This window comes from Streptomyces sp. AK08-02 (assembly GCF_033795085.1).
Lineage (GTDB): Bacteria > Actinomycetota > Actinomycetes > Streptomycetales > Streptomycetaceae > Streptomyces > Streptomyces echiniscabiei.
On the sequence record NZ_JARAZV010000007.1, the window covers coordinates 263,508 to 289,696 of the forward strand.

The 26,189-nt window shown below is 72.0% G+C and carries 21 protein-coding genes; 11 read left to right on the forward strand and 10 right to left on the reverse strand.

Going from position 1 to position 26,189, the window contains the following annotated elements; translation table 11 throughout:
* Nucleotides 1–104 precede the first annotated feature (104 nt).
* Together PV734_RS16790 and PV734_RS16795 are read left to right on the forward strand one after the other, a co-directional pair.
* Nucleotides 105–1,175, forward strand: coding sequence for a hypothetical protein (locus PV734_RS16790; RefSeq protein ID WP_319095667.1), 1,071 nt, complete (start codon nt 105–107; stop codon nt 1,173–1,175).
* Nucleotides 1,172–2,461 carry a JmjC domain-containing protein gene (locus PV734_RS16795; protein ID WP_319290101.1) on the forward strand — a complete coding sequence of 430 codons (1,290 nt, stop codon included), beginning with the start codon at nt 1,172–1,174 and terminating at the stop codon, nt 2,459–2,461. The genes PV734_RS16790 and PV734_RS16795 overlap by 4 nt, the downstream gene beginning before the upstream one ends.
* A gap of 31 nt (nt 2,462–2,492) precedes the next feature.
* Here the strand turns inward: PV734_RS16795 and PV734_RS16800 are convergent, their stop codons facing one another.
* Nucleotides 2,493–3,494, reverse strand: a complete 1,002-nt coding sequence (locus tag PV734_RS16800; protein ID WP_319290103.1) for a helix-turn-helix domain-containing protein — start codon at nt 3,492–3,494, stop codon at nt 2,493–2,495.
* 387 nt (nt 3,495–3,881) lie between these two features.
* Here PV734_RS16800 and PV734_RS16805 point away from each other — a divergent pair, with 387 nt between their 5' ends.
* The gene (locus PV734_RS16805) at nt 3,882–5,039 is read left to right on the forward strand and encodes an ROK family transcriptional regulator (protein ID WP_319095664.1); all 1,158 of its coding nucleotides are present in this window, start codon (nt 3,882–3,884) and stop codon (nt 5,037–5,039) included.
* Between the two features lie 79 nt (nt 5,040–5,118).
* Here the strand turns inward: PV734_RS16805 and PV734_RS16810 are convergent, their stop codons facing one another.
* Together PV734_RS16810 and sigJ are read right to left on the reverse strand one after the other, a co-directional pair.
* On the reverse strand, nt 5,119–5,880 hold the full coding sequence (locus PV734_RS16810) for a GntR family transcriptional regulator (protein ID WP_319095663.1): 762 nt from the start codon (nt 5,878–5,880) through the stop codon (nt 5,119–5,121).
* Nucleotides 5,881–5,991: 111 nt separating this feature from the next.
* Entirely contained in the window at nt 5,992–6,894 is a 903-nt protein-coding gene (sigJ, locus tag PV734_RS16815) for an RNA polymerase sigma factor SigJ (protein ID WP_319095662.1), read from the reverse strand.
* A 170-nt stretch (nt 6,895–7,064) separates the two neighbouring features.
* Between sigJ and PV734_RS16820 the strand changes: the two genes are divergently transcribed.
* The 4 genes from PV734_RS16820 (at nt 7,065) to PV734_RS16835 (ending at nt 12,852) form a co-directional block, all read left to right on the forward strand.
* Nucleotides 7,065–7,907, forward strand: a complete 843-nt coding sequence (locus tag PV734_RS16820) for an alpha/beta fold hydrolase (protein WP_319290105.1) — start codon at nt 7,065–7,067, stop codon at nt 7,905–7,907.
* Between the two features lie 144 nt (nt 7,908–8,051).
* A complete protein-coding gene (locus tag PV734_RS16825) occupies nt 8,052–9,641 on the forward strand; it encodes an alkaline phosphatase D family protein (protein ID WP_319290107.1) in 1,590 nt (529 codons plus the stop codon).
* Between the two features lie 113 nt (nt 9,642–9,754).
* Complete coding sequence (locus tag PV734_RS16830; RefSeq protein ID WP_319095659.1) at nt 9,755–11,011, forward strand: GNAT family N-acetyltransferase; 1,257 nt, start codon at nt 9,755–9,757, stop codon at nt 11,009–11,011.
* 149 nt (nt 11,012–11,160) lie between these two features.
* On the forward strand, nt 11,161–12,852 hold the full coding sequence (locus PV734_RS16835) for a DUF885 domain-containing protein (protein WP_319290109.1): 1,692 nt from the start codon (nt 11,161–11,163) through the stop codon (nt 12,850–12,852).
* Between the two features lie 99 nt (nt 12,853–12,951).
* Here the strand turns inward: PV734_RS16835 and PV734_RS16840 are convergent, their stop codons facing one another.
* Entirely contained in the window at nt 12,952–13,446 is a 495-nt protein-coding gene (locus tag PV734_RS16840; protein WP_319095657.1) for an immunity 21 family protein, read from the reverse strand.
* Nucleotides 13,447–13,522: 76 nt separating this feature from the next.
* Here PV734_RS16840 and PV734_RS16845 point away from each other — a divergent pair, with 76 nt between their 5' ends.
* Nucleotides 13,523–14,317, forward strand: coding sequence for an ATP-grasp domain-containing protein (locus PV734_RS16845; RefSeq protein ID WP_319290111.1), 795 nt, complete (start codon nt 13,523–13,525; stop codon nt 14,315–14,317).
* Between the two features lie 45 nt (nt 14,318–14,362).
* On the opposite strand, the gene PV734_RS16850 is transcribed toward PV734_RS16845, so the two are convergent.
* Nucleotides 14,363–14,875, reverse strand: coding sequence for a rhodanese-like domain-containing protein (locus PV734_RS16850; protein WP_319095655.1), 513 nt, complete (start codon nt 14,873–14,875; stop codon nt 14,363–14,365).
* Between the two features lie 155 nt (nt 14,876–15,030).
* Between PV734_RS16850 and PV734_RS16855 the strand changes: the two genes are divergently transcribed.
* Nucleotides 15,031–15,477 carry an Lrp/AsnC family transcriptional regulator gene (locus PV734_RS16855; RefSeq protein ID WP_319095654.1) on the forward strand — a complete coding sequence of 149 codons (447 nt, stop codon included), beginning with the start codon at nt 15,031–15,033 and terminating at the stop codon, nt 15,475–15,477.
* 35 nt (nt 15,478–15,512) lie between these two features.
* On the opposite strand, the gene PV734_RS16860 is transcribed toward PV734_RS16855, so the two are convergent.
* The 3 genes from PV734_RS16860 to PV734_RS16870 form a co-directional block, all read right to left on the reverse strand.
* A complete protein-coding gene (locus PV734_RS16860; protein ID WP_319095653.1) occupies nt 15,513–18,497 on the reverse strand; it encodes an SMC family ATPase in 2,985 nt (994 codons plus the stop codon).
* A 193-nt stretch (nt 18,498–18,690) separates the two neighbouring features.
* The gene (locus PV734_RS16865) at nt 18,691–19,854 is read right to left on the reverse strand and encodes an exonuclease SbcCD subunit D (protein WP_319095652.1); all 1,164 of its coding nucleotides are present in this window, start codon (nt 19,852–19,854) and stop codon (nt 18,691–18,693) included.
* A gap of 88 nt (nt 19,855–19,942) precedes the next feature.
* Entirely contained in the window at nt 19,943–20,569 is a 627-nt protein-coding gene (locus PV734_RS16870; protein WP_319095651.1) for a YigZ family protein, read from the reverse strand.
* A 133-nt stretch (nt 20,570–20,702) separates the two neighbouring features.
* Here PV734_RS16870 and PV734_RS16875 point away from each other — a divergent pair, with 133 nt between their 5' ends.
* The gene (locus tag PV734_RS16875; RefSeq protein ID WP_319290113.1) at nt 20,703–22,709 is read left to right on the forward strand and encodes an amino acid transporter; all 2,007 of its coding nucleotides are present in this window, start codon (nt 20,703–20,705) and stop codon (nt 22,707–22,709) included.
* 10 nt (nt 22,710–22,719) lie between these two features.
* On the opposite strand, the gene PV734_RS16880 is transcribed toward PV734_RS16875, so the two are convergent.
* Both PV734_RS16880 and PV734_RS16885 read right to left on the reverse strand, forming a co-directional pair.
* Nucleotides 22,720–23,265, reverse strand: a complete 546-nt coding sequence (locus PV734_RS16880; RefSeq protein WP_319290115.1) for a histidine phosphatase family protein — start codon at nt 23,263–23,265, stop codon at nt 22,720–22,722.
* Complete coding sequence (locus PV734_RS16885) at nt 23,262–23,981, reverse strand: hypothetical protein (protein WP_319095736.1); 720 nt, start codon at nt 23,979–23,981, stop codon at nt 23,262–23,264. The genes PV734_RS16880 and PV734_RS16885 overlap by 4 nt, the downstream gene beginning before the upstream one ends.
* A gap of 261 nt (nt 23,982–24,242) precedes the next feature.
* On the opposite strand from PV734_RS16885, the gene PV734_RS16890 reads away from it, so the two are divergent.
* Nucleotides 24,243–25,703: an MFS transporter gene (locus PV734_RS16890; RefSeq protein WP_319290117.1), complete on the forward strand. Its 1,461-nt coding sequence runs from the start codon at nt 24,243–24,245 to the stop codon at nt 25,701–25,703.
* The last annotated feature ends 486 nt before the right edge of the window (nt 25,704–26,189 follow it).

Here is a 26,189-nt window from a genome sequence, read left to right on the forward strand (position 1 = left end):
CCCGGTGGGATCTTTTCACCGCTCGCCACTGGGAGCGGAAGCCGGGAGTGGTACCTGCGCCGGGTGGCCAAAGCACCGTAGACGCTGACCGCGCCTACACGACGATGGTCGAGGCCGCACGGCCGTTCCGCGCCGGGACCCGGTTCCAGGCCCTGCCGGACGTCCGCTTCCTCGTCGACGGCGGCCGGATCCGGGCACCGGGAGACCTGCTGCCCGGCCCGCGGGACACCACCGCGCAGCGGTACGGCGAGCGGCTCGACCATCAGATGGACGGGCAAGGTCGGCTCCTCGTGGTGGAGCAACCGCTCGTGCTCGACCACATCCTGTGGGCACAAGTGCGCGCTCTGGTCACACCCTTGTGGGATCGGGCAGGCTACCCCGTCCTGCCGGTCATCACAGAACTCGTCCTCGGCGAGCGGATCACGGAGGGCGACGGCCCCGCACACGAACCGCGGCACTCCACGCTGACCTGGGTACTGCACGGCACCGTGACCGCCACCCCTCGGGGTGCACAGGCGGGGCCCACTCTCAGCGCCGGGGCCGGCGACCTGCTGCACTGGCCGGCAGGCCGACCACACCGCGTGCGTTTCGGGCCGCGGACCTTGGCGATGCGCCTGCTGGTTCCCCGTGAGCCCCGGCTGCTGAACGCGGGGGTCAAGGATGTCGTGGCCGAGATGATGCACAAGCAGCGCGACCACGACCGCGTCCCGTACCTGCCGTTCCCTCCCGGCGACGTGCCGACGCCACCAGATGTGCCCGAACTGCGGCGGACAGCGGAGTTGTTGCGCGAAACGACCGCGACGCCACACCTCGACCACGCTCTCAGTGCCGTATGGGCGCGAAGGGTCAGCGCCGCCGCGCTGGAACCGGCCCCTCGCCCGCGGCCCCCCGCCCGTCTCTCGCCGGGCGACCGCCTGCGGCCGGCCTCCGCCGTGGTCCGCATGCCCCTCGACAACAGCAGGACATGGCTGTGGGCGATCGACGGTCACGCCTTCCACCTGCGCGGCAGTCTGGGCGAGCGCGTCCTGAACCGGTTGCGCCAGGGCGACATCCCCACCGTCCGGCAGTTGTGCGCCGTGGCCGGACCGGACCGTGACGCATCGGTCCTGGCGCTGCTGGAGAAGTTGTACACGCTGCGCGGCGTGGACGTGGTCGGACAGGAGGACACGGCGTGAGCGGGTCTGTGGCGGTGGAGACGGAGTTCTCCTGGGGCACCTTCGTGGAACGGTACTGGGACCGGTCTCCCGTGCTGTTCCGTTCCCTGTCCCTGTCCCCCGCCCCGTTCGCTGCAGGGGAGGTGTTTCGTGCCGCTGTCGACGGCAGCCGGTCCGCACGCCTGGACGGGCGCATGCCGTCCCATATGCAGTTCATGGTCGAGCGGGTCCAGCGGGACATCTCGGACGATCTGCTGCCCACCCGCGAGGACGGCTCCTTCGACGCGTACGACGCCCGCCTCGCCGCTCGCCTCGACGGACGTCGGCACGCACTCGTGGTCAACAGCTTCCACACCTTCGATGCCGCTTTGTGGTCTCGTGAACGAGCCTTCTTCGCCGGCTTGTGGGACGTCGTCGGCCTGCCTCTGACGGGCGCCATCACCACCTTGTTCCACGGCACCTACGAGCACAGCCCTGTCGGCGTGCACAAGGACCGTTTCGCCACCTTCATGTTCGGTCTCCGTGGCCGCAAACGCATGCGGTTCTGGCCGCGGAAGCCGTGGAACGAGCCCGTCTCCACCAAGGTCGACTACGCCGACCACAGCGGGGAGTCGTTCACCGCCGATGTCGGCCCCGGCGACCTGCTGTACTGGCCGGCCGACTACTACCACGTCGGCGAGAGCGCCACGGCTGCTCCCGCCACGAGTGTCAACGTCGGCGTACCCCGGGAGGAGCACCATGTCGGCTACGAGCTGGAGGCTCTGCTCGCCGACCTCGACCCGAACCGCCTCACCGGCCGCAGCAGCCTGGACAACCTGCTCCCGGTCCACGACGTACCGCTCACGGCGTCAGGTCCCGGCGTCGACGGCCTCCTCTCGCCCACGCTCCCCGAAGGACTCACCGCCCCGGTGGGAAGTCTGCATGCCTTCGCCCAGCCGGACCGGATAGCCCGCCGCGTCACCGCCGTCTCTCTGCGCCGCTGGACAGCCGGGGGGTTCGAACCCGTGCCCGCGGCCGTACCACCACGTCCTCTCGCGGGCACCGATCGCCTTCGCGCCGACCGCCTTGCTCACATCGTCTGGGGCTCGGACAGCGACGGCGGCACTCTCTGCGCGGCGAACGGTCACCACACGCGTACGCCGCTCGAGCAACGCGACGTACACCAGTTGACCCAGGCACTGGCCACGACGGGCCCGGTGGCGGTCGCTGTGCTGCTGGGAGCCGTCTCGCCGGGCGTCCAACGCGACGCGACCCGTGCCCTGTTGCAACAGTTGGAGAGCTTCGGGGCGCTCCACCGCGAGCCTTGAGTGTTCCGCGCGACAATCGAACGCTGGAGGGTCAGACGAGGGGAATCCTCTGCGCCAGCACAGCGAGGCCAAGTCCCGTGATGGTGTGCATGACCATTTTGCCCTCGCGTCGGGTGGTGATCAGGTGGGCGTCGCGCAGCACCCTGGTGTGGTGGCTCACGGTCGCCGGTGCGATGTTCAGGGTGCGCGCCAGTTGCGTCGTGCTGCACCCGTCGGCGGCAGCCCTCAGCACCGCGGCCCTGGTACGTCCCAGCAGGTCGTCGACCGGCTCGACCGGGGGCTCGTCGACGTCCCCCCACAGTGCTGTGTCGAGCATGGTGCCGCTGACGGTGGGGACGGCGAGGACCGGTGCCCGGGCCGGATCCAGGGGCGCCTGCAACACTTCGACGTGCTGGGTGGAGAACATCGTCGGCGCGATGACGAGACCGCGTCCGTTCAGGTGGAGGTCCCCGTCGCACACGTGGTCCACTTCCAGCACGGGCGGCCGCCAGCGGACCAACGGGCTGCACAGTGTGGTGAGGAGTTTCTCGACTCCCCCCTCGGCCATCGTGGCCAGGTACGCCGCCCGGGCCTCGCTGAGATGGGAGCGCACTCTGTTCCAGTAGGGAGCGACGGTCGCGCGATGGCCGGCTCGCAGAGCTGCGGCCACCTGCAGCCGGGTCTCCCGGTCTCCGTCGACCAGGTTGCGAGCCCAGGAGCGATGCGCGGGACGAAACTCGATGTTCTCCAGTTCGAGGCGTACCAGGCGACGTGAGGCTGCCAGGAGATTGTCCACCGCTTCGTCGATGGAGGCCGTATCCCCTGTCAGGCTCGCCATGTCGAGCAGCGGCCCTCGTGGGGGCAGCAGCGCGCTGAGTGGGCCGGCCTGTTCGCCCAGCCGTCCACGTACCGACGCCTGCCAGGGGCGGAAGGGGAGACCGAGGTCACGGTCTCTCAGCAGCTTCACGCTGTCGAGGGTTTCAGCCGCCACGCCGATCGTCGTGGCCACCCGGATCCGCGCCAAGTCCTCCGCCGTGAAGTGAATGCGTTTCACCGTGCGCCCCGTCCTGCCCTTCACCGCTGCTTCAGCAGTCTCAGCCCCGGACGGAAGCCTGGCAACGATCAATCAGGCCACGTACTACAAGCAGGTACCAGTTCGGGTATGTGCCGATGCCCTTGACGGACGCGGCATCGAGGCCATGCGCACGCTGCTGCGAGGCGGTGCGGACGTGCTTCTGCCCAAGCGGGCCCGCCAGACCAGATCGTGCGTGCGGTGCGGCTGCTGGTCGACGGGGAGTCACTGTCCGGGAGCCCGAGTCCGGGTTCGTGGCGCCCGGATGATCCCGGCCCGTCGGACAGGTCGGAGGTGTCCGGCTCTCGCCCGGGCGCTCCGCGCCGAGTACGATCCGCCCCACACGCGCACGAGCTGGGAGGACGTACGTTGGGGCAGCTGACCGGTGGGGATCCCTCGCTGCTGCGAAGGATCAACTCCGCGGTGGTGCTGCACGCGCTGCGTGCCACGGACTGCGCGACACTGACCGAGATCACCCGGGTGACGGGCCTGTCCCGGCCGACCGTCGAGGGCGTCGTCGAGGGGCTCATCGAGAACGGGCTCGTCGTCGAGAAGGCCGCCGACGAGAGTGTCGCCCGGCGGCAGGGGCGGCCCGCGCGGCGGTTCCGGTTCCGGGCCGAGGCCGGGCATCTGCTGGGGCTGGAGATCGGCTCGCATCGGGTCGCCGCGCTGCTGTCCGACCTCGACGGGCACCTTCTGGGGTCGATCTCCAAGGACGTCGACGAGGCGGCGCCCGCCGACGAGCGGCTGGAGCGGCTGCGGTCGTCGGTCGCCGAGTTGCTGCGCCGGGCCGGGGTGGCCCGCGACTCGCTGCGGGCCGTGGGCGTGGCCACACCCGGGATCGTGGAGGCCGACGGGGTCGTACGGCTGTGCACGGCGCTGCCCGAGTGGACGGGGCTGCCGCTCGGTGAGCGGCTCGGGCGGTCCTTCAAGTGCCCTGTGCTGGTCGAGAACGACGCCAACGCGGCTGCCGTCGCCGAGCACTGGAAGGGCGCGGCGATCGACTCCGACGACGTGGTGTTCGTCCTGGCCGGGCTGAGTCCGGGCGCCGGTTCGCTGATCGGCGGGCGGCTGCACCGGGGGTACGGCGGGGCGGCCGGGGAGATCGGCGCGCTGCATCTGCTGGGCCGGGAGGCCACCCCGGAGGCGCTCTTGTCGACCACGGGCGAACCGCTGCACCCGCTCGACGAGGTGGCGGTCGCCGGGGTGTTCGGCCGCGCCCGCGAGGGTGACGAACAGGCGCGTGCCGCCGTCGACCGCTTCATCCAGCGGCTGGTCCACGACGTGGCCGCGCTCGTACTGGCCCTCGACCCCGAGCTGGTCGTCGTCGGCGGCTGGGCCGCGGGGCTGGACGGCGTACTGGAGCCGTTGCGCGACGAGCTGGCGCGCTACTGTCTGCGCCCGCCCGGCGTGGCCCTCTCGCTCCTCGGTGAGGCGGCCGTGGCGACGGGCGCGCTACGGCTCGCTCTCGACCATGTCGAGGAACAGTTGTTCGCGGTGGAGGGGACGGTGACGGCGCGACGCTGAGCGCTCCGCGGGGGCGCGGTTTCAAGAGCTGCGGGTCCGTTGTGGCTGGTCGCGCAGTTCCCCGCGCCCCTTTGGGACGTCAGGACGCGCGGCGTTCCGGGCCGTGGTGGATCTCCACTCCCCCGGTGTCACCGAAAGTCAAGCGGCACGTGTCAGCCCTGTAGGTCGCCACGGAGAGTGCGGCCGTGCGGCCCCGGGCGAAGAAGCGGGTCGTGACGACGAGGACGGGGGCTCCGGGGAGGCGGTCCAGTTCCTTGGCGTCGTCCGCGCGGGCCGAACCCAGCTCCACGGAACGGTCCTGGCCCTCCAGCTCCAGTCGCTGGAGTTCGCGCAGCACCGCACGCGCCCGTGCCGCGCCGGACGGGGCGTCTATCGCCGACAGTTCGGGCACCGACGTGGCCGGAACGTAGAGCAGTTCGGCGGCGACCGGCTGGTTGTGCGAGACGCGGGAGCGGCGCACGGTGTGGACCGACTCGTCCGGGCCCGTCTCCAGGGCGGCGGCCACCCCCACGGACGGTACGGTCAGTCCGCTGTCCACGGGCTGCCAGGCGTCACCCGCCGCGCCCGGCCACGCGTGCTGGGCCGTGCCGACGGCGACGCCCATACGCGGCGGGGCGACGGTCGTGCCGACACCGCGGCGGCGCTGGAGCCGGCCTTCGAGCTCGAGTTGTTCCAGTGCCTGGCGGAGCGTGGCCCGGGCGACGCCGAAACGGGCCGCGAGGTCGCGCTCGTTCGGCAGGATCTCGCCCACCGTGAACTCCGAGTCCAGTGCCTCACTGAGGACTGTCTTCAGATGCCAGTACTTCGGCTCCGGCACCGTCTCCAACTGCGTGGTCCCCACCGTGTCCTCCGCAATCGCCGTGGTCCATCGGCGTTTTGGCGCCCTTGTTTATTAAAGGTTGTTGCACTTTCCTGCGACCATAGGACGGCCCCGATGCTTGGTCAAGACCAATCAGCCGTCCTGGGGAAGCGCCAGGGAGCGCACCTTGTCCGGGTTGCGGATGATGTACACGCACTGGATACGGCCGTCCGCCACATCCATCTGGAACACGGCGTCGGGCTTGCCGCCGTCCAGGATCAGTACGGCGAAGCCGCCGTTGACCTCCAGGAAGCGGAAGGACGCGTCCACGAGGCCCTTGCCGGCGGTGCCGACGACGAAGCGGCCCACGTGGTCGGCCGACTCCAGGATCCGGCGCGGCGCCCGTGCCAGGCCGCCACTGTCGGCGACGAGGCAGACGTCCGGGGCGAGCAGTTCCATGAGGCCCGCGAGGTCGCCCTGTTCGGCGGCGACCAGGAACCGTTCGGTCAGGTCGCGGCGCTGGGCCGGGTCGACCTCGTAGCGGGGGCGCCGTTCGTCGACGTGGCGGCGGGCGCGTCCGGCGAGCTGACGCACCGCCGGTTCGGAGCGGTCGAGCATGCCGGCGATCTCCGCGAACGGGTATCCGAACGCCTCACGGAGGACGAACACCGCGCGTTCCAGCGGCGAGAGGGACTCCATGACGACCATGACCGCGAGGGACACGGTGTCGGCGAGCACGGCCCGCTCGGCGGCGTCCGGGGCGGTCCCCGCGGCGCCGGTGAGTTCGGTGACGTACGGCTCCGGCAGCCACGGGCCGACGTACGTCTCGCCGCGCGACTTCACCTGGCGCAGCCGGTCGATGGCGAGCCGGGTCGTGACGCGCACGAGATAGCCGCGCGGTTCGCGTACGTCGGTCCGGTCGGCGCCGGACCAGCGCAGCCACGCGTCCTGGACGACGTCCTCGGCGTCGGCCACCCGGCCGAGCATCCGGTAGGCGACGCCCATGAGGACGGGCCGGTGCTCTTCGAAGACGTCGGTCACGGTGTCGGCGGTCACCGCTCCATCCCAACCCGGCACCGCGGGTGATGTCCAGCGAGTTGTCGGCCGACCCCCATTGGGGGCTACCCGCCGGTAGCATTTGCTGACAAGCTGTCTATGCGGTCCCCGTGGGCAGGTACGCGGACAGCCACGCAACCACGCAGACGCGTACGAAGAGGAGCAGCCCCATGTCCGCCACCGTCGCCTTCGAGGTCCCCTCTCCGTACGGCCCGCCGAGCGCCACCAGGACCGTGACCCTGTCCTACGAGCGCGTGGGCGCCGGCGAACCCCTTCTGCTGCTGCACGGCATCGGGCACCACCGGCAGGCCTGGGACCCGGTGATCGACATTCTGGCCACCGAGCGCGAGGTGATCGCCGTCGATCTTCCCGGATTCGGCGCGTCCCCGGCGCTGCCGGACGACTTCGTGCACGACCTGCCGACGATGACCGCCGTCTTCGGCGCCCTGTGCGAGGCGCTGGACCTGGACCGGCCGCATGTCGCGGGCAACTCGCTGGGCGGTCTGCTCGCTCTCGAACTCGGGCGCGAGAAGCGCGTACGGTCCGTCACCACGCTCTCCCCCGCGGGGTTCTGGTCGCCGACGGAGCGGCGGTACGCGTTCGGGGTGCTGCTCGCGATGCGGCGGGCCGCGCGGAGTATGCCGCTGCCCCTGGTCGAGCGGCTGTCGCGGTCGGCGGCGGGGCGGGCCGTCCTCACCAGCAGCATCTACGCCCGTCCCGGCCGCCGTTCCCCCGAGGCCGTCGTCGCCGAGACCCTCGCCCTGGCGAACGCCCGACGCTTCACCGAGACCCTCGAAGCGGGCCGCGACATCCTCTTCACGGACGACATCCCCGGTATCCCGGTCACCGTCGCGTGGGGCAGCCGGGATCTGCTGCTCGTGCGCCGCCAGGGCATCCGCGCCAAGCGGATCATCCCCAAGGCCCGCCTGATCCGGCTCCCCGGCTGCGGCCACGTCCCGATGAACGACGACCCGGCACTGGTCGCCCGGGTGATCCTCGACGGCAGCCGCTGACCGCGGTGATCGAGGACGATCCGGTTCGTCCACCTTCCTTGCTCACGGGTGCAGTTGTTCACGTGAGGTTTGCGTGGCCGCTGTGACGCCCCCGTAGTTGTGGCTGTGCACACTCGCCGGATCCTGTCCCCGGAGGCACGCCCCATGTCAGCTTTCTCCCTGCCCGGTCGTCGCAGCGTGCTGCGCGGTTCGCTCGCCGCTTCGGCGGCCCTGACCCTGCCCGCCGCCATCGGTGCGACGGCGCCCGCGTTCGCGCTGTCCGGGCGGCCGAAGGCCGGGTGGGGGGTCCAGACGGGCGATGTGACCGCCGACTCGGGGCTGGTGTGGGTGCGGTCCGACCGGCCGGCCCGGATGGTCGTCGAGACGTCCGCCACCGGGTCGTTCCGCAACCCCCGCCGCTGGCACGGTCCGCTGCTCGGGGCTGACAAGGACTTCACCGGTACGACACGGTTGCGCGGTCTGCCGTCGGGCGAGCAGATCCACTACCGCGTCCTGCTCGCCGACCCGGACGACCCGCGCCGCACCGGTGAGCCGGTGGCCGGCACCTTCCGTACGGCGTCGGCGAAGCGGCGGGACGGGGTGCGGTTCCTGTGGTCGGGGGACCTGGCGGGGCAGGGCTGGGGCATCAACCCGGACCTCGGTGGTTACCGGATCTACGACGCGATGGGGAAGCTCGACCCCGACTTCTTCCTGTGCAGCGGCGACAACATCTACGCCGACGGCCCGATCTCCGCGACCGCGGCGCTGCCCGACGGCAGCACCTGGCGGAACATCACCACCGAGGAGAAGTCGAAGGTCGCCGAGACGCTCGCCGAGTTCCGCGGCAACTTCCGGTACAACCTCCTCGACGAGAATCTGCGGCGGTTCAACGCCCAGGTCCCGTCGATCATCCAGTGGGACGACCACGAGGTACGCAACAACTGGTACCCGGGGGAACGGATCCTCGACTCGGACACCCGTTACACCGAGAAGAGCGTCGACGTCCTCGCGGGCCGGGCCCGGCGGGCCTTCAGCGAGTACTTCCCGATCTCCACGCTCCGGCCGGGCGCCCGGGAGGGCCGCGTCCACCGGGTGCTGCGACAGGGCCCGCTGCTCGACGTGTTCGTCCTCGACATGCGCACGTACCGCAATGCCAACTCGCCCGACGACCAGACCGTCGACCCGCAGGGCATCCTCGGCGCCGAGCAGCTGGAGTGGCTGAAGCGGGAGCTGTCCTGCTCGCGTGCCGTGTGGAAGGTGATCGCCGCCGACATGCCGCTGGGCCTGGTCGTGCCGGACGCCACGGAGGGCAGGGCCAACATCGAGGCCGTCGCGCAGGGCGACCCGGGTGCGCCGCTCGGGCGTGAGCTGCAGATCGCCGAGCTGCTGCGGTTCATCAAGCACCGGCGGATCACCGGCACGGTCTGGCTGACCGCCGACGTCCACCACACCTCGGCGCAGCACTACCAGCCCTCGCGGGCGGCCTTCACCGACTTCGAGCCGTTCTGGGAGTTCGTGTCGGGCCCGCTGAACGCCGGGGCGTTCCCCGCCAGCGCGCTCGACAACACGTTCGGTCCCGAGCGGGTCTTCGTGAAGGCGCCGACCGCGGCGAACGTCTCGCCCGCCGGCGGCTACCAGTTCTTCGGCGAGGTCGACATCGACGGCGGCAGCGGTGAGCTGACGGTACGGCTGCGCGAGCAGGACGGGACCGTGCTGTTCACGAAGGTGCTGCAGCCGGGGCGGGTGGGACAGTAGACGCACGCAGGGCAGCAATCGTCCAGGAGTAAACAAAAGGTGCGGAACGCAACTTAACCCTTCGGTCACAGTCCGTTCGTGATCACGCAACACCGTTGGCGCATGGTGGCTGCATGACTCGACAGATATCTGAGGGAACTCCTGTGACGGACGGCGGCCACCCGGTAGGCCGGTGGCGGCGGGACATCGTGGAACTCGCCGCCCTGCTGCGCACATGGTGGGCAAGCCGCCACGGTCACGCACCGCCGGGCGCCACCGACGCGGACGCCGACACCGGCGCGAGTGTGCTGTGGCGGATGCGGACGACGGTGCGGGACCAGCCGGGATCGCTCGCCTCGCTGTGCATCGCCCTCGCCGAGCGACGTATCGACATTCTCAGCCTCCAGACGCACCCCCTGGCCCGGGGCACGGTCGACGAGTTCCTGTTGCGCGCCCCCGGTGACCTCGCCGCCGCCGAGATCTCCGGGTCGGTGTCCCGGGCGGGCGGCCAGGAGACATGGATCGAACGGGCCGACGCCCACGATCTCGTCGACGCGCCGACCCGGGTCCTGGGCCTGGCCACCCGTACGGCCCTGGACGCGGCCGAACTGCCGCTCGCGCTGCGCCAGTTGCTCGGGCGGTGCACGATCCGTTCGCTGCCCGGCGGTGATGTGGCGGCCCGGGGCGGCGTACCGGTCGAGGGCGCCCTCGACGAGACGGCCACGGCGATGCGGCTGCGTGCGCCGGAAGGTGGAGTGATCACCGTGGAGCGGCCGTATCTGCCGTTCACCCCGACCGAGTTCGCGCGGGCGCGGGCACTGGTGGAGCTGGACGCGCGGCTCGGTCCCCGCGTCCCGCACGGCCAGGACGTGCTGACGCTGCCGCAGGGCAACCCCATCACCGTACGGCGCGCCGACGCGCGCGACCTGGACGCGGCGAAGGCGATGCACGAGCGCTGCTCGCCGCGCACCCTCTCGCTCCGCTACCACGGCCCGATGGGCGACGCGGACCGCTACCTGGGCCACCTGCTCAGCCCGCGCTACGGCCGCACACTCGCCGTGCAGACCGCGTCGGGGCGGGTGGTCGGCCTCGGTCACCTCCTCTGGGACGGCGACGAGACCGAGATCGCGCTGCTCGTCGAGGACGAGTGGCAGCGGCGCGGTGTCGGCGGCGAACTCCTGCGCCGACTGGTGTCGATGGCGCGCGAGGCGAACTGCGAGCACGTGTACGCCGTCACCCAGTCCTCCAACACGGGGATGGTCGCCGCGATGCGCGGCCTCGGTCTGCCTCTCGACTACCAGATCGAGGAGGGCACCCTCGTCATCACGGCCCGCCTGGACACGACCGCGGCCACCGCCCCGAGGCCGTACGACCACAGCGCGCGGGACTGACCTCCCGCACCGATCCCCCCATATCCATCCCCCGCACTGATCTGTACTGATCGCCCGCGCGACCGGCCCGGCGGCTTCCGCCGGGCCGGTCGCGCGTCCCGGCGCCAATCGACGTGACGTCGACCGCCGTCGCATACGAGGATGAGTGCATGTCAGACATCAAGAACCCGCTGCCCCGCGAGGTCGCCGACACCTACGTCGACGACCTCATCGCCCTCGACCCGGTCACCGGTACGTACCTCGGCGTGAAGGAGAGTTCGAGCAGGCTTCCGGACACCACGCCCGCGGGCCAGGAGGCCCTGGCGGAGCTGGCGCGGACGACGCTGGCCCGGCTTGACGAGGCCGAGGGCCGGCCGGGCGCGGACAGTGACATCGAGCGGCGCTGCGGGCGGCTGCTGCGCGAGCGACTCACCGCCGAACTCGCCGTGCACGAGGCCGGTGAGGGCCTGCGTGCCGTCGGCAACATGCACACGGCCGCGCACTCGGTGCGCGAGGTGTTCACCGTGACGCCGACGGAGACGGACGAGGACTGGACGGCGGTCGCGGAGCGGCTGCGGGCGGTCCCGGGCGCGCTGCGGGGCTACCGGGAGAGCCTGACCCTGGGCCTCGAACGCGAGCTGTACGCGGGTCCGCGCCCCACCGCCACGTTCATCGGGCAGCTCGGCGAGTGGTCCGACCTGGACGGCAAGGGCGTCGGCTGGTTCGCGGACTTCGCGGCGGCCGGCCCCGAGGCGCTGCGCACCGAGCTGGACGAGGCGGCCCGGGGCGCGGACACGGCTGTCGTCGAGCTGCGGGACTGGATGCGGGAGGTGTACGCACCGGCCGTCGAGGGCGCGCCGAACACGGTGGGCCGTGAGCGGTACGCGCACTGGTCGCGCTACTGGAACGGCACGGATCTGGACCTGGACGAGGCGTACGCGTACGGCTGGGCCGAGTACCACCGCCTCCTCGGCGAGATGAAGCAGGAGGCCGAGAACGTTCTGCCCGGCGCCGAGACGCCCTGGGTGGCGCTGGCCCATCTCGACAAGCACGGCAAGCACATCGAGGGTGTCGACGAGGTCCGCGAGTGGCTCCAGGGCCTGATGGACCAGGCGATCGAGGCGCTGGACGGCACGCACTTCGAACTCGCCGAGCGGGTCAAGAAGGTGGAGTCCCGTATCGCGCCGCCCGGCAGCGCGGCGGCGCCCTACTACATGGCCCCGTCGGAGGACTTCTCCCGTCCCGGCACCACCTGGCTGCCGACGATGGGCCAGACCCGCTTCCCTGTGTACGACCTGGTCTCCACCTGGTACCACGAGGGCGTCCCCGGCCACCATCTCCAGCTCGCGCAGTGGGTGCACGTCGCCGAGAACCTCTCCCGCTACCAGGCCACCGTCGGCGGCGTCAGCGCCAACTGTGAGGGCTGGGCGCTGTACGCGGAGCGCCTCATGGACGAGCTGGGCTATCTCACGGACGCGGAGCAGCGCCTCGGCTACCTCGACGCCCAGATGATGCGGGCGGCCCGGGTCGTCGTCGACATCGGTATGCACCTGGAACTGGAGATCCCGGCAGAGTCCCCGTTCCACCCGGGTGAGCGCTGGACACCGGAACTGGCGCAGGAGTTCTTCGGCGCCCACAGCAGCCGCCCCGCGGACTTCGTGGAGAGCGAACTGACGCGCTATCTGACGATCCCCGGGCAGGCGATCGGCTACAAGCTGGGAGAACGGGCTTGGCTGCTGGGCCGGGAGAACGCCCAGCGCCGCCACGGCGACGCCTTCGACGCGAAGGCGTGGCACATGGCCGCACTGTCGCAGGGCTCCCTGGGGCTGGACGACCTGGTGGACGAGCTGTCCCGGCTGTGAGGCAGCCGGCCGGGATCAACTCGGCCTTGGGACACGGGGGTCGTGGGGTTCGGGGGCACGCCCCGCACCCCCGGCCCCTGTCCCTGCCCCGCTCACGGTTCAGTCCGACAGCCGCCGCAGCTGTACGAGGCCCACCCACGTCTCCGGTCCCGGTTCCACGTACGCCGCCCGCACCGCGTACCGTCCCGGCGCCAGCTCGACCCGCAGGTGATCGGTCCGGTCGGTCTCCTTGCCGGGCCAGGCGGAGTCGAAGAGGAGTGCGTCTCCCGGTGTCTCCCACTCCCTGTCCGGCTCCCACTCGGCCGCGGCGAGCGCCGCCGGGACGCAGGCCAGCACCTCGTCCTCGGAGTCGGCGGCGCACCATCGTACGAAGGTGTCGTGCTCCGGCAGGAACGCGGTCGAGGCGGGTTCACCGCCCAGGACGAGAGCGGTGGTGTCGCCGACGGGCACGAAGCCGATGAGGCCGTCCACTTCACAGGCCCGGTCGTAGTCCGTCGACAACTCGTCGCCGTCCGCCCCCGCCCAGAACGGCAGCACCGCTTCCGGTACCGCGATCAGCGGTCCACCGCCCGACTCCACCCACTCAACTGCCATGCGCAGCAACCTACACGCTGTGCGCGCGAGTAAATTCGCTGTCGGTCGACCCTCCCCGTGGGCCACCCTCGGTGCCATGAACGCCCGAACTCTGTTTCTCTCCCCCCGAGTCACCGCGACCGGACACGCACTGGCCGACGCGGCGCGTCGGCGCGGCATCCGTGCCGAGGTCCTGCGCGAGTGGCGCGTGCCCGAGGAGTGGCGAGCGGCCGAGGGCGCGACACTGTACGCCGGGCCGCTGTTCGCGGACGCGGTGGCCGCCGGGCTGGGGCTCGGGCTGCTGGAGGCGCCGCCGGACTGGCTGGCCCGGCTGCCGTACGAACTCACGTGCAGGGAGATCGAGTTCAGCACGGTCGCCGCTGCCCGGGAACTGCGGCGGCCCGCCTTCGTGAAGCCGCCCAACGACAAGAGTTTCCCCGCGCGCGTCTATCCGGACGGAAGCCGGCTACCGGGCCCGGACGCGGTCGACGACGGCACGCCGGTGCTGGTGAGCGACATCGTGACGTTCGCCGTGGAGTACCGGCTGTTCCTGCTGGACGGTGAAGTCCGCACCGGCAGCCGCTACTTGACCCACGGCGAGCTGGATGTCGTCCCGCTCGACGAGGACCCTCGGCGCACGGAGGTACTCGCCTTCGCGGGGCGCCTCGCGTCCTCGTGGCTGCCGAGTGCCGTGGTCGTGGACGTCGGGCTGCTGACGGAGGGCTCGGAATGGGCGGTCGTCGAGGCCAACGCGGCCTGGGCCAGCGGGCATTACGCCTGCGATCCGGATGCCGCCCTCGATGTCGTCCTCCACGCCGCCCGCCCGGAAGGGGAGTTCGGCCCGGCGGACCGCGCCTTTCTGCGGCCGCTGCCCGAAGTCGTGCGGGACTGAGGCCACCGTGGGGCGGGGAAGGGACCGCGGCGCTCCGGCTTCGCTTCAGCAGCCGCAGTCCGCCGCGTCCACCGGGGCCGTCAGCGCGTCTGCGGCGCGGCGTTCCCTTCCCTCCCACGTCTCGAACGCGAAGCCCTCGCGCACCCAGTACTCGAAGCCGCCGAGCATCTCCTTGACCTGGTGGCCCAGCCGCGCGAGAGCGAGGGCGGCACGGGTCGCCCCGTTGCAGCCTGGTCCCCAGCAGTACGTCACCACCGGAACGGAGCTGTCGAGCAGCCCGGCGGCCCGCTCGGGGATCAGGGCCGTCGGCAGATGGAGGGCGCCCGGGATGTGGCCCTGGTCCCAGGACTCGGTGGAGCGCGAGTCGACGACCACGAACCCGGGGTCGCCGTCGGCCGCGAGTGCGGCGGCCACGTCGGACACGTCGGCGTGGAAGGCGAGGCTCGCGCCGAAGTGGGCGACAGCTTCGGCCGGGGAGGCCGGAGCGACGCGCAGGACGGGGTTGGTGAGGGGCGTACCAGCGAGGAGAGTGCTGGGAAGCGGGGTGCTGACGCTCATGAGCCGGCCTTTCCCGGGGAGGGGAGGAGAGGAGAGAGCGAGTCCGGGGCAGGACTTCGTGGCCAGAAATCTACGGCCGACGATAACCTCACCTGAAGGAGTGATCCACGGGCTTCTGCTTGATCAGCCGGGGATTCCCCTGCTATTCCTCGGGCATGAGCATGTTTTCCCCGGACGCCACCGACTGGCACATCCTCGACGTCCTGCAGCGGGACGGCCGCGCCAGTTTCGCCGAACTGGCGCGCGCCGTGGCGATGTCCCCGAGCGCCGTCACCGAACGGGTGCGACGGCTGGAGGAGGCCGGTGTCATCCAGGGGTACGCGGCGGTCGTCGACCCTGAGCGGCTCGGCCTGCCGATCCTCGCCTTCGTCCGGCTCAGGTACCCGACCGGCAACTACAAGCCGTTCCACGACCTGGTCGCCGTGACGCCCGAGATCCTGGAGACACATCACGTCACGGGCGACGACTGTTTCGTCATCAAGGTCGTCGCGCGGTCGATGCGCCACCTGGAGGAGGTCTCGGGCAGGATCGGCGCGCTGGGCTCGGTGACCACGAGCGTCGTCTACTCCTCGCCGCTCCCCCGCCGGCCCGTCGGCCAGTGAGCGACCGAGCCTCCACCGACCGTTCGCCCGCGGCCTCACCCACCGCCCCGCTGCCGCACCACCGACCCCGATCTCCCCTTCACCACCTCCAGTTGGGCGTGGATCCGCCTCCGCAGGTCCGGTACATGGCTGACGATGCCGACGCTGCGGTCCCGCTCGCGCAGCGAGTCGAGGACGTCGAGGACCTCGTCCAGTGTCTGGTCGTCGAGGCTGCCGAAGCCCTCGTCGATGAAGAGGGTGTCGAGACGGACCCCGCCGGCCTCGTCCGTGACGACGTCCGCGAGACCGAGGGCGAGGGCGAGCGAGGCGAAGAACGTCTCCCCGCCCGACAGCGTCGCCGTGTCCCGCTCCCGGCCGGTCCAGGCGTCGACGACATGCAGCCCGAGGCCGCTGCGGCCCCGCCCGGCCCGGTCGTCGGAGTGGACGAGGGTGTAGCGCCCGGACGACATGCGCCGCAGCCGTGCCGTCGCGGCGGCGGCCACCTGTTCCAGGCGGGCCGCGAGGACGTACGACTCCAGCCGCATCCGGCGTTCGTTGTCCGCCGAGGTGCCCGCGGTGAGGGTGGCGAGGCGAGCCACCCGGTCGTGGGCGGCCCGCAGCGGCGCGAGTCGGCGTACCGCCGTGGCCGAGCGGGCGGAGAGACGGTCGAGTTCGACGCAACGGCTCGCGGCGGCGTCGCGTGCGGAGGCGGCCTGCCGCAGCCGCCGGGCCGCGTCCGAGGCGGTCTGTTCCGCGCGCGCGAGGTCGGCGGGCGGCTGCTGCGCGGCGGCCACCGTGTCGGGCTCGGCGAGCGCGGCCCGTACGGCGGCCTCCTCGGACTGCCAGGCGTCCAGCCGCCGTTGCAGTTCGCGATGCGCCGCGTCGTCCAGCAGGGCGTCCGCCGCCGCACGCGGTGTCTCGAAGCCGGCACGGTAGGCGGCGTCGGCGAGACGGGCGTCGGCGTCCTTGAGTCGCTGGGCGGTGTCCTCGGCGGCACGCGCCGCCTCGCCCGCCTCGGTGAGCAGCGCGGTCCGCCGCTCCAGCTGTGCGGCTCGCGCGGCGACGCTCTCGGCGTCACCGCGGGCCTGCGTCAACTCCTCCTCCAGAGCTGTCCGTTCGCCGTCGAGGGTGTCCCGGCGGGCGGTCCTGGACGCCGCCCTGAGCGCCGCCTCCTGCTGGGCGGCGCTGCGGCGCTCGCGCTCCTGCTCGGCCCGGCGCAGTTCCTCGTGTGCGGCGTGCAACCCGGAAGCGCCCTGCCTGGCCACCTCGTACCGTCGCTCCAACTCCTCCGACTGTGCGGTGAGTTGATCGGTGGGCGCGTCCCCGGCCTCGGCGGTGGCAGCCGCCAGTGCCTCGCGTACGAGGCCCAGCCGGCGTTCGTCCTCGGTGCGCCGCTCGTCGGCCCGCTGACAGGCGGCGAGCGCCCGCTCCTCCGCGTCACGGTCGATGTGCCCGGCGATCTTCTTCGCGGGCGCGGGGTGTTCGGTGGCTCCGCAGACGGCGCAGGGTTCGCCGTCGCTCAGACCCGCGGCCAACTCGGCGGCGATGCCGTTCAGTCGCTGTTCCTTGAGGTCGAGCCAGTGCGCCCTGGCCTCCGTGGCCCGCTCGCGCGAGGCCAGCACACGGCTCTGCGCCTCGTCCGTGTCACGGGCGAACGTGTCGCGCTGCCGGGCGGCCCTGAGCCTGTTCTGCGCGGGTTCCCGCTGCACGGCGAGCTGTTCGGCCCTGGTGGCGGCTTCCTGGGCCGACTCGATACGGGTCTGGAGGTCCGCCCTTGTCGTCTCCCACTCACCGAGCCAGGTCTCGGCGTCGTGCAGGACGTCCTCGTCGGCGCGCTCCTGGCGGTCCAGGTCGGCGCGCTCGGCGACGAGTCGCCCCAGCCGCTGTTCGGCGCGGTGCGCGGATTCGAGCCCGCCCAGCTCTTCGGCGGTTCGGCGCGCCGCGGCGGCCAGTCCGGCGGCGCCGGCGTCCGCGAAGCCGTCCGGCAGCAGGGCCCGTGTGCGTGTCTCGGCGTCGGCCGCGCGCCGATGCTCGCTCTCGACTTCCTCCCGCAGCTCCAGCGCGGGCGCCACGGCCTCGGCCTTGCGGGCCCGCTCCATCCGCGCCCGGTCCTCCCGATGGGCGTCCGCGCGTTCCTCCAGCCTCCCGGCCCGCTCCCGTGCCTCGGCGAACCGGCTCTGCAGCCGGGCCACTTCGCGTACGTCGGCCAGCGCGCGGTCGGCGGCGCCCTGTGCGGACTCGGCGGCGGAGCGGGCGCAGTGGGCGATGGTGAGCAGCTCACGTGCGGTGCAGCGGGCGACGGCGGCGGCGCCCATGATGGCCTCGGCCAGCCCCGGTTCGCCCGGCGCGAGGCCGGGCAGCTCCATGGCGTCTCCTGCGGCCTGGTGCATACGGTGGGCGTCGGCCAGCAACTCCGCGTCCCCGTCTCGCACTTCGGCCTCGGCGGCGCGCCGGCGGTCCGCGAGGCGTTTCTCGACCTCGGCGAAGCGGTGGGTGTCGAAGAGGCGGCCGAGCAGCTTGCCGCGCGCCTCGGCGTCGGCGCGCAGGAAGCGGGCGAAGTCGCCCTGGGGCAGCAGCACGACCTGACAGAACTGCTCGCGGCTCATCCCGAGTAGCTGGGTGATCTCCTCGCCGATCTCCTGATGGGAGCGGCTGAGGTCCTTCCAGGCGCCGGCGGAGGCGTCGTACTCGCGCAGCCAGCTCTGGGCCTTGTCCAGCGTCGTGCCCGCGCCGCGCTTCTTGGGACGCTCCCAGGGCGGCTGCCGGGTGAGCTCCAACCGGCGTCCCGCGACGGTGAGTTCGAGGGTGACCTCGGTGCGGGTGCCGGCATCGGCGTGGTCGCTGCGCAGCGAGCCGCCCTGGCGGGCGCCGGGCACCGAGCCGTACAGCGCGTAGCAGACGGCGTCCAGGACGGAGGTCTTGCCCGCGCCCGTCGGGCCGTGCAGGAGGAAGAGCCCGGCGGCGGACAACTCGCCGAAGTCGACCCGCTGGGAGCCGCCGAAGGGCCCGAAGGCCGTGATATCCAGCCTGTGCAACCTCACCGGGCGCCCTCCGTGTGCCAGTCGCTGCGCGAATCGGTACGACCCGCGTCATGGCCCGCGCCGTGACCTGAAAGGCGAGGGGCGCAGCCCCCGCCTTTCAGGGGCGCGGGGAACTGCGCGAGAAGCCCCACCGACCCGCCCCCGACCTGCTGCCCCGCACTTTCCCGCCCAGTCCCTACAGCCCGCGCCGGCATCACCGCGCGACCTCCCGTACCGTCTCGTCGGCCCGCACCGCGTCGAACGCCTCCCGCAGCACACCCCGTTCGTGCTCGTCGGCCCCCGCGCCCCGCACATGCAGGACGAAGTCCTCCGCGATCTCCTGGTCCCCGCGCCCCGCCAGTCGCCGCGCGTACGTCACGTCCGGGTCTCCGGGTGAGCGCTCCGGATCGAAGGCGAGGGCGAGGGTGTGCGGGAACCGTGCCGTGAGCCGGGCCATGGGGTCCGCCGGGCGCACCGCGTCGGTGAGGGTCGCCTCGACCCACGCGTCCTCGTGGCGGGCGAGGCCCGGGTCTGCGAGCAGTGCGTCCAGCGCCCCCCGGATACGGGCGAGCGGGCGCGGCACCGGGCAGTCGAGGCGCTCCGCGGTGAGCGAGCCGTCGCCCGCCAGGTCGATCAGCCACATGCTCTTGCGGTGGTCGGCCTCCGAGAAGGAGTACGGCAGCGGGGAGCCCGAGTAGCGCACGCGCCCGGTGATGGTCTGGCAGCCGTGCAGATGGCCCAGCGCCACATAGTCGACGCCGTCGAACACCCCGGAGGGCACGGCGGCGACCCCTCCGACGGTGATGTCCCGCTCGCTGTCGCTGGCCTCGCCGCCGGTGACGAAGGCGTGGGCGAGGACGACGGAACGGGTGCCCTCCGCGCGCGTGGCGAGATCGGCGCGGACCCGGTCCATGGCGGCGGCGAGGACGCTCTCGTGGCCGGCCTTCGTCACCCCGAACTCGTCCTTCACCAGCGCCGGTTCGAGATACGGCAGTCCGTAGAAGGCGACGTCGCCGAAGGTGTCCCGGAGCACCACGGGGGTGCCGGCGGCCGACGGGTCGGTGCGCAGGTGGATGCCGGCACGGTCGATGAGCCCGGCGCCGACGCCGAGGCGGCGGGCGGAGTCGTGGTTCCCGGAGATCATCACCGTGGGCACACCGAGGTCGGCCAGCCGGTGCAGGGCGTCGTCGAAGAGCTCGACCGCGGCCAGCGGAGGCACCGCCCGGTCGTACACGTCACCCGACACGACCACCGCGTCCACCTCGCGCTCCCGCGCGACGGAGACGAGATGGCCGATGAACTCGGCCTGCGCCCCGAGCATGTTGACCCGGTGGAAGGCGCGGCCGAGATGCCAGTCGGACGTGTGCAGCAGTCTCATGATCCCCGAAACTAACAGCCGGGTCTGACATCACGGGCGGTTACTCCCGTATCGGCCCGATGTGCGGCCCCCGAGGGCGTCGTAGCACTCACGCGTCCCCGTACGCCTCTCCCCCGAGTTCGAACCCGGCGGTCCCCGCGGTCACGTCCGCCAGCCAGGCCCTGAAGGCGTCCACATCGGCGTCCGGAAGCCCGATCTCGATCGTGACGGCCTCCCCGTAGCGCACCTCGCGCACCTCGCGTCCGGTGGACCGCAGGTCGTTCTGCACCTTTCCGGCCCGCTGGTGGTCGACGGTCACCGTGACCAGCCGGAAGCGGCGGCGGGTGCGGGTGCCGAGGATGTCGAGGGCTTCGCCGACCGCTCCCCCATAGGCCCGGATCAGGCCTCCCGCGCCCAGTTTGACGCCGCCGTAGTAGCGGGTGACGACGGCGACGACGTACCGCATGTCCCGGCGCAGCAGCATCTGGAGCATGGGGACGCCGGCGGTGCCGCCCGGTTCGCCGTCGTCGCTCGCCCGCTGGACGGAGGCGTCGGCGCCGATGACGTACGCGTAGCAGTTGTGGGTGGCGTCGGCGTTCTCCCTGCGGACGGCGGCGACGAACTCCTGGGCCTCCTGTTCGGTGGCCGCCGGGGCGAGGGCGCACAGGAAGCGGGAGCGGTTGACCTCGGTCTCGTGCACGCCCGCCTGGGCGACCGTGCGGTACTCGTCCGGCATCCGGCCACCCTACGGGGGCAGACGTGGTGGATACTCACTCCTCGTTGCCGAAAGGCCGCAGGCCAGGCCGAATGCCCAGAGAAGCAACAAAGAAGCAAACAACACACAAAGAAGACCCCAAGGAGATCACCGCATGACCGGCGTCGAGGTGGACGGCAAGGACAGCGCCGGGCCCGGGGAGCCGAGGACCTCCGCGACGGTGTCCGCGCGGCCCGCGCCCCACTGGCGGGCCTGGCTGCTGGAGGGGCTCAGCGAGCAGTCGGCGCGGCATCCGGGGCCGCACGCCACCCCCGCCGAGGACCATCAGGGCCACCGGTGGTGGCGGGTCATGTGTCTGACGGGCGTCGACTACTTCTCGACGCTCGGCTACCAGCCGGGCATCGCCGCTCTCGCGGCCGGTCTCCTCTCGCCGCTCGCCACCCTCGTACTGATCGCCCTGACACTGCTCGGCGCGCTGCCGGTCTACCGCCGGGTCGCGCGGGAGAGCCCGCACGGCGAGGGGTCGATCGCCATGCTGGAGCGGCTGCTGCCCTGGTGGTCGGGGAAGATCTTCGTGCTCGTGCTGCTCGGTTTCGCGGCCACGGACTTCATGATCACGATCACCCTGTCGGCGGCGGACGCGTCCGCACATGTCGTGGAGAATCCTTTCGCCCCGCACTGGACGCACGACGGGAACGTGTGGATCACGCTCGTCCTGGTCCTCGGGCTCGGCGCGGTGTTCCTGAAGGGCTTCAAGGAGGCCATGGGCATCGCCGTGGCGCTCGTGGGCGCCTACCTCACCCTCAATGTCGTCGTCCTCGCCGTCTCCGCCTGGGAGGTGTTCAGCCACCCCGCCAAAATCGGCGACTGGACGGACGCGATGACCGCGGAGCACTCCTCGCCGATCGCGATGATCGGCGTGGCCCTGCTCGTCTTCCCGAAGCTGGCGCTCGGCATGTCCGGCTTCGAGACAGGCGTGGCGGTGATGCCACAGGTCAAGGGCGACGCGACGGACACCTATGAACGGCCCGAGGGACGGATCCGGGAGACGCGCAAGCTGCTCACCACGGCCGCCGTCATCATGAGCTGCTTCCTGCTGCTGTCCAGTCTGGCGACGACGATCCTGATCCCGCAGTCCGCCTTCGAGAGCGGCGGCCCGGCGAACGGGCGCGCTCTCGCCTATCTCGCGCACGAGCACCTGGGCGAGGCGTTCGGCACGGTCTACGACGTCTCGACCATCGCGATCCTCTGGTTCGCGGGCGCCTCCGCGCTCGCCGGTCTGCTGAACCTCGTACCGCGCTATCTGCCCCGCTACGGCATGGCGCCCGAATGGACGCGGGCCGTCCGGCCGTTGGTGCTGGTGTTCATGGCGGCGGCCGTGTTCATCACGCTCTGGTTCAACGCGAACGTCGACGACCAGAGCGGCGCCTACGCGACCGGTGTGCTGGTGCTGATGCTGTCCGCGGCGTTCGCGTCGGCGGTGGCGGTGCACCAGCGCGGCCACCGGGCTGCCACGATCGGCTTCGGCGCGATCACCGCGGTGTTCGCGTACACGCTGGTCACGAACGTGATCGAGCGGCCCGACGGCATCAAGATCGCGATGATCTTCATCCTGGCGATCCTCGTCCTGTCGTTCGCGTCACGGGTGCGCCGCGCCTTCGAACTGCGGGCCGCGGAGGTGACGTTCGACGAGGCCGCCGTCCGCATCATCGACGAGGCGGCGGCCAGCGGCCCGCTTCTCCTGGTGGCGAACGAGCCGCAGGAACACAGCACTCGGGAGTACCGCGCCAAGGAACAGAGCCAGCGCGAACAGACCCACATCCCGGACGGCCGTCCCGTGCTGTTCCTTGAGGTGTTCGTGCGGGACTCCTCCGACTTCACGACCGACCTCGCCGTGCGCGGCGACGAGAAGCACGGGGCGCGCCGGCTGCGGGTCGAGGGCGCGACCGTGCCGAACACCATCGCGGCGGTGCTGATGCAGCTGCGCGACCGCACCGGCCAGGTTCCGCACGCCTACTTCAACTGGACCGAGGGCAACCCCTTCAGCCATCTGGTCCGCTTCCTGATCTTCGGCCACGGCGAGGTCGCCCCGGTCACCCGCGAGGTCCTGCGCCGCGCCGAACCGGACCTCGACCGCCGTCCACGCGTCCACGTGGGCTGACCGGCCCGGATCAGCGGGGTGTCGTCCCGCGCGGCACGGTCATCCCCGTGAGCAGGGCCGCGCCGGGCGCGAGGTCGCGCCAACTGTCGCCGTGCCAGGCCAGGACGGCGATCGCGGAGGTCGGGAACTTCGTCCGTACGTCGTCCAGCGCGTCGTCGAGCGCCTCCCCGGCCAGCTCCAGCACCAGTTCCTCCAGGCCGGGGTTGTGCCCGACCAGCAGCAACGTCCCTACCTCGGAGGGGACTTCACCGACGACAGCCAGCAACTCGGGCACGTCCGCCCCGTACAGCCTCGGCTCGTACCGGACCTGCGGTGGGACACCCCACTCGGCCGACGCCAACTCCCAGGTACGGCAGGCCCGTTCAGCCGTGGAGCACAGGACGAGGTCGGGCAGGCAGTCGGCCTCGGCGAGTGCGCGTCCGACGGCCGGCGCGTCCCGCAGACCGCGCGGCCCGAGCGGTCGGTCATGGTCGTCGACGCCCATCGGCCAGGCCGACTTGGCGTGCCGCAGGACGACCAGCCGACGCGGCGGGCCCGCACTGTGCCGGGCGGTCATGTCAACGACCCGATCTCGCGGGTGAGTTCGAGGCCGAGAATGCGGTCGGCGTAGGCGTACGTCTCGAAGCGGGCCCCGTCCGGCAGTCCGTCGAGGGTCTCGACGCGGCGCAGGACGTCCAGTACGGCGGGCGTGTCCAGGTCGGCCTCCCAGGCGGCGCGCAGCTCCTGGCGTACCACCTCGGGCACCGGCCGGGACGGCTGCCGCGCCCAGCCGGCGACCGATCGGCGCCAGTGGGCGAGCGCGCTCCCCGCGTCGGCCAGGGTGGCCGGGGTCAGGTCGACGGGCTCGGAGCGAGGACGGGTGAGCAGGGCCAGCCGGAGGGTGGCGGGGTCGATGTCCCCGGGGTCGGTCGTGGACTCGGCGGGAGCGACTTCGAGTCGGACGCCGTCCGCCGTCCGGTCGCCCCGGCTCACCACATGGATCACCCGGGACTGAGCCGGCTCCGGTCCGACATCACTCCGGTCCTCGAAGGGCCGGATGCCGAGAGCCGCGGCACCCGCCCGGAGTTCGGCCACCCGTTCGGCGCCGGCCAGCACGGGCCACACGGGGGTGCCGCCGAGTTCCAGGGCACGGACGAGGACGTCGGCGACCAGGAGCACGCGCAGGGCTGTGGTGCCGAAGCCCGGCGCATGCGCCTCGACACGGGTCAGGGCCCGGCGGGCCGGGGCGGCGACGACGGACTCGCCGGTTCGGGCGTCAGAGATGCGGAGCACGGTGCCGAGCGTAACGCTCCGCTGGACCGGCGGGTCGGTTCGGCCTGGGTCGGTGGAGTCGTCGCGCAGTTCCTCGCGCCCCTTCAGGGCGCCGGTGTCTCGGTGAGCGGGACGGAAATCGGCCGTCGGTCGCCATTGCGCGCAGCTTATTGATTGTACCGACCGTTAGGTCTACTTTACGCGGCGGGTGCACCGGAGCCGCAACCGGGCACGCGCCTCATCTCCCCTTCCCCGCTTCCGCTCACCCTTGGAAGGCCGCCCATGTCCCAGACGCAGACCGCTGTCCCGCAGGAACACGAAAGACCCCTCTCCACCAGGCGCAGCGTGCTCGTTGTCGTCGCGCTCGTGTGGACCGTCCAGCTGGTCGCGCTGATGGCCGCGCTGTCCGGCATCGCGCAGGCCGAGGTCGCGATCCATTTCCGGACCACCGAGATCGCGTGGTTCACCCTGATGACCCTTCTGACGGGGACCTTCTTCCTGCCCTTCGCGGTCAAGGCCGCGGCTCTCTTCGGCAAGAGGAAGGTGCTGCTCGTCGCCACCGGGCTGGGCTTCACCGGCGACCTGATCGCCGCCGTCGCGACGGACTACCGCACCCTGCTCATCGGGCGCGGCATCGCGGGCGTCTACGCGGCCACCGCGCCGCTGGCCTACGCGATCACCCGCGACGTGTTCCCCCGCCGCTGGGTCGGAATCGCCAGCGGCATCCTCGCCGGAGGCATCGGCCTCGTCGCTTTCGGCGGACCGTTCCTGTCGGGCTGGCTCCTCGACGACCACGGCTTCCGCGGCGTCCTGTGGTTCATGGCCATCAGTACCGCGGTGAGCTTCGCCCTGGTGGCGGCCTTCGTGCCCGAGAGCCCGGTCCGCGCGGCGGGCGGCCGGATGGACTGGGTCGGTGGCATCCTCCTCGGCGGCGGGATCACGGCGCTGGTCTATGCCGTCGGCCGGGGCTCGCAATGGGGCTGGGACAGCGGTGAGTTCGCCGCCTGGGTCGTCGGTTCCGTGCTCGCGCTGATCGCCTTCGTCCTAGTCGAGCGCCGGGTCGCCGAACCGCTGTTCCCGCCGGCGATGACCAGGCGTCGCTCGGTGTGGACCGTTCTGCTGGCCACCTCCGTGGCAGCGGGCTCGCTCAGCGCCGTCGGCGTCGTGGTCCAGCTGCTGATACTGATGCCGGACATCCCCCACGTCTCCGAAGGCCTGGGCTGGTCCGGCACGCACAACGCCATCGTCACCAGTCCCATCAGCGCGATGATCATCGTGGCGGCCGTCGGCACCGGCTTCCTGGCCCGCCGGGTCGACGCCCGGATCCTTCTGGGCGCCGGCTCCGCGCTCACCGTCCTCGGCTACGGCATCGGCACCCAGCTCCACCACAGCGCTCCCCAGATCGTGGGCATGGGCCTGATCGCGGGGCTGGGCACCGGCATGGTCATGGCCATCGCACCCATCATGATCATCGAGGTGGTCACCCCCGAGGAACAGGCGCTGGCCAACGGCGCCCAGACCCTCGGTCAGGGCGTCGCGCAGATCATCGTGTCCCAGCTGGCCTTCGTCGTGATGGCCCAGCACGGCGCGATCATGCAGGGCACCCAGTTCTACCTCGACGCCGGCTTCACCAACGGGCTCTGGCTGGTCGTCGGCTGCTGCGCCGTGGGCACGCTGCTCGTCTCCCTGATCCCGAGAAGCAAGCGCCTCGACGAGGTCCGGACGGGCCAGGCAGCCGTTTGACCGCTCGACGTCGGCAGAGCCGGCACGTGGGACGGGCCCGCCGCTTCGGTGAAGCGGCGGGCCCGTCGCGCGTATGGCGATGGCGGCGGGTCCGGCGCGCCGTGGTGTGTCGGGTGTACCGAGGTGTCTCGCCGGGCGCGGTGCGGTGAGTGGACCGAGGTCGAGGCGCTCGGCAAGGCCGCCGAGGGGTCACCTCCGAAGGGTGACCGCGGTGCTGATCGTCGGTCGGCGGCTGGAGGGGGCCGGCGAGCGAGGCCCAGCGGGCGGTGGACGGTGAGGGGAGGACGGACGGAGGGCCACGGATGGCGGCACGCGGCGGATGGCGAAGGGCCGCGGGCGGCGGGCGGCGGGCGAGCGGCTGACGTGCGGTCGGCGACGGGGCGACGCCAGACATGCGGCAGACGAGGCGGTCGACGCACGGCGAGGCAAGAGCGTATGTGCGCGCGGGTGGGAGAGTTCGGGCCGTGCGGGGATCGACGCAGATCC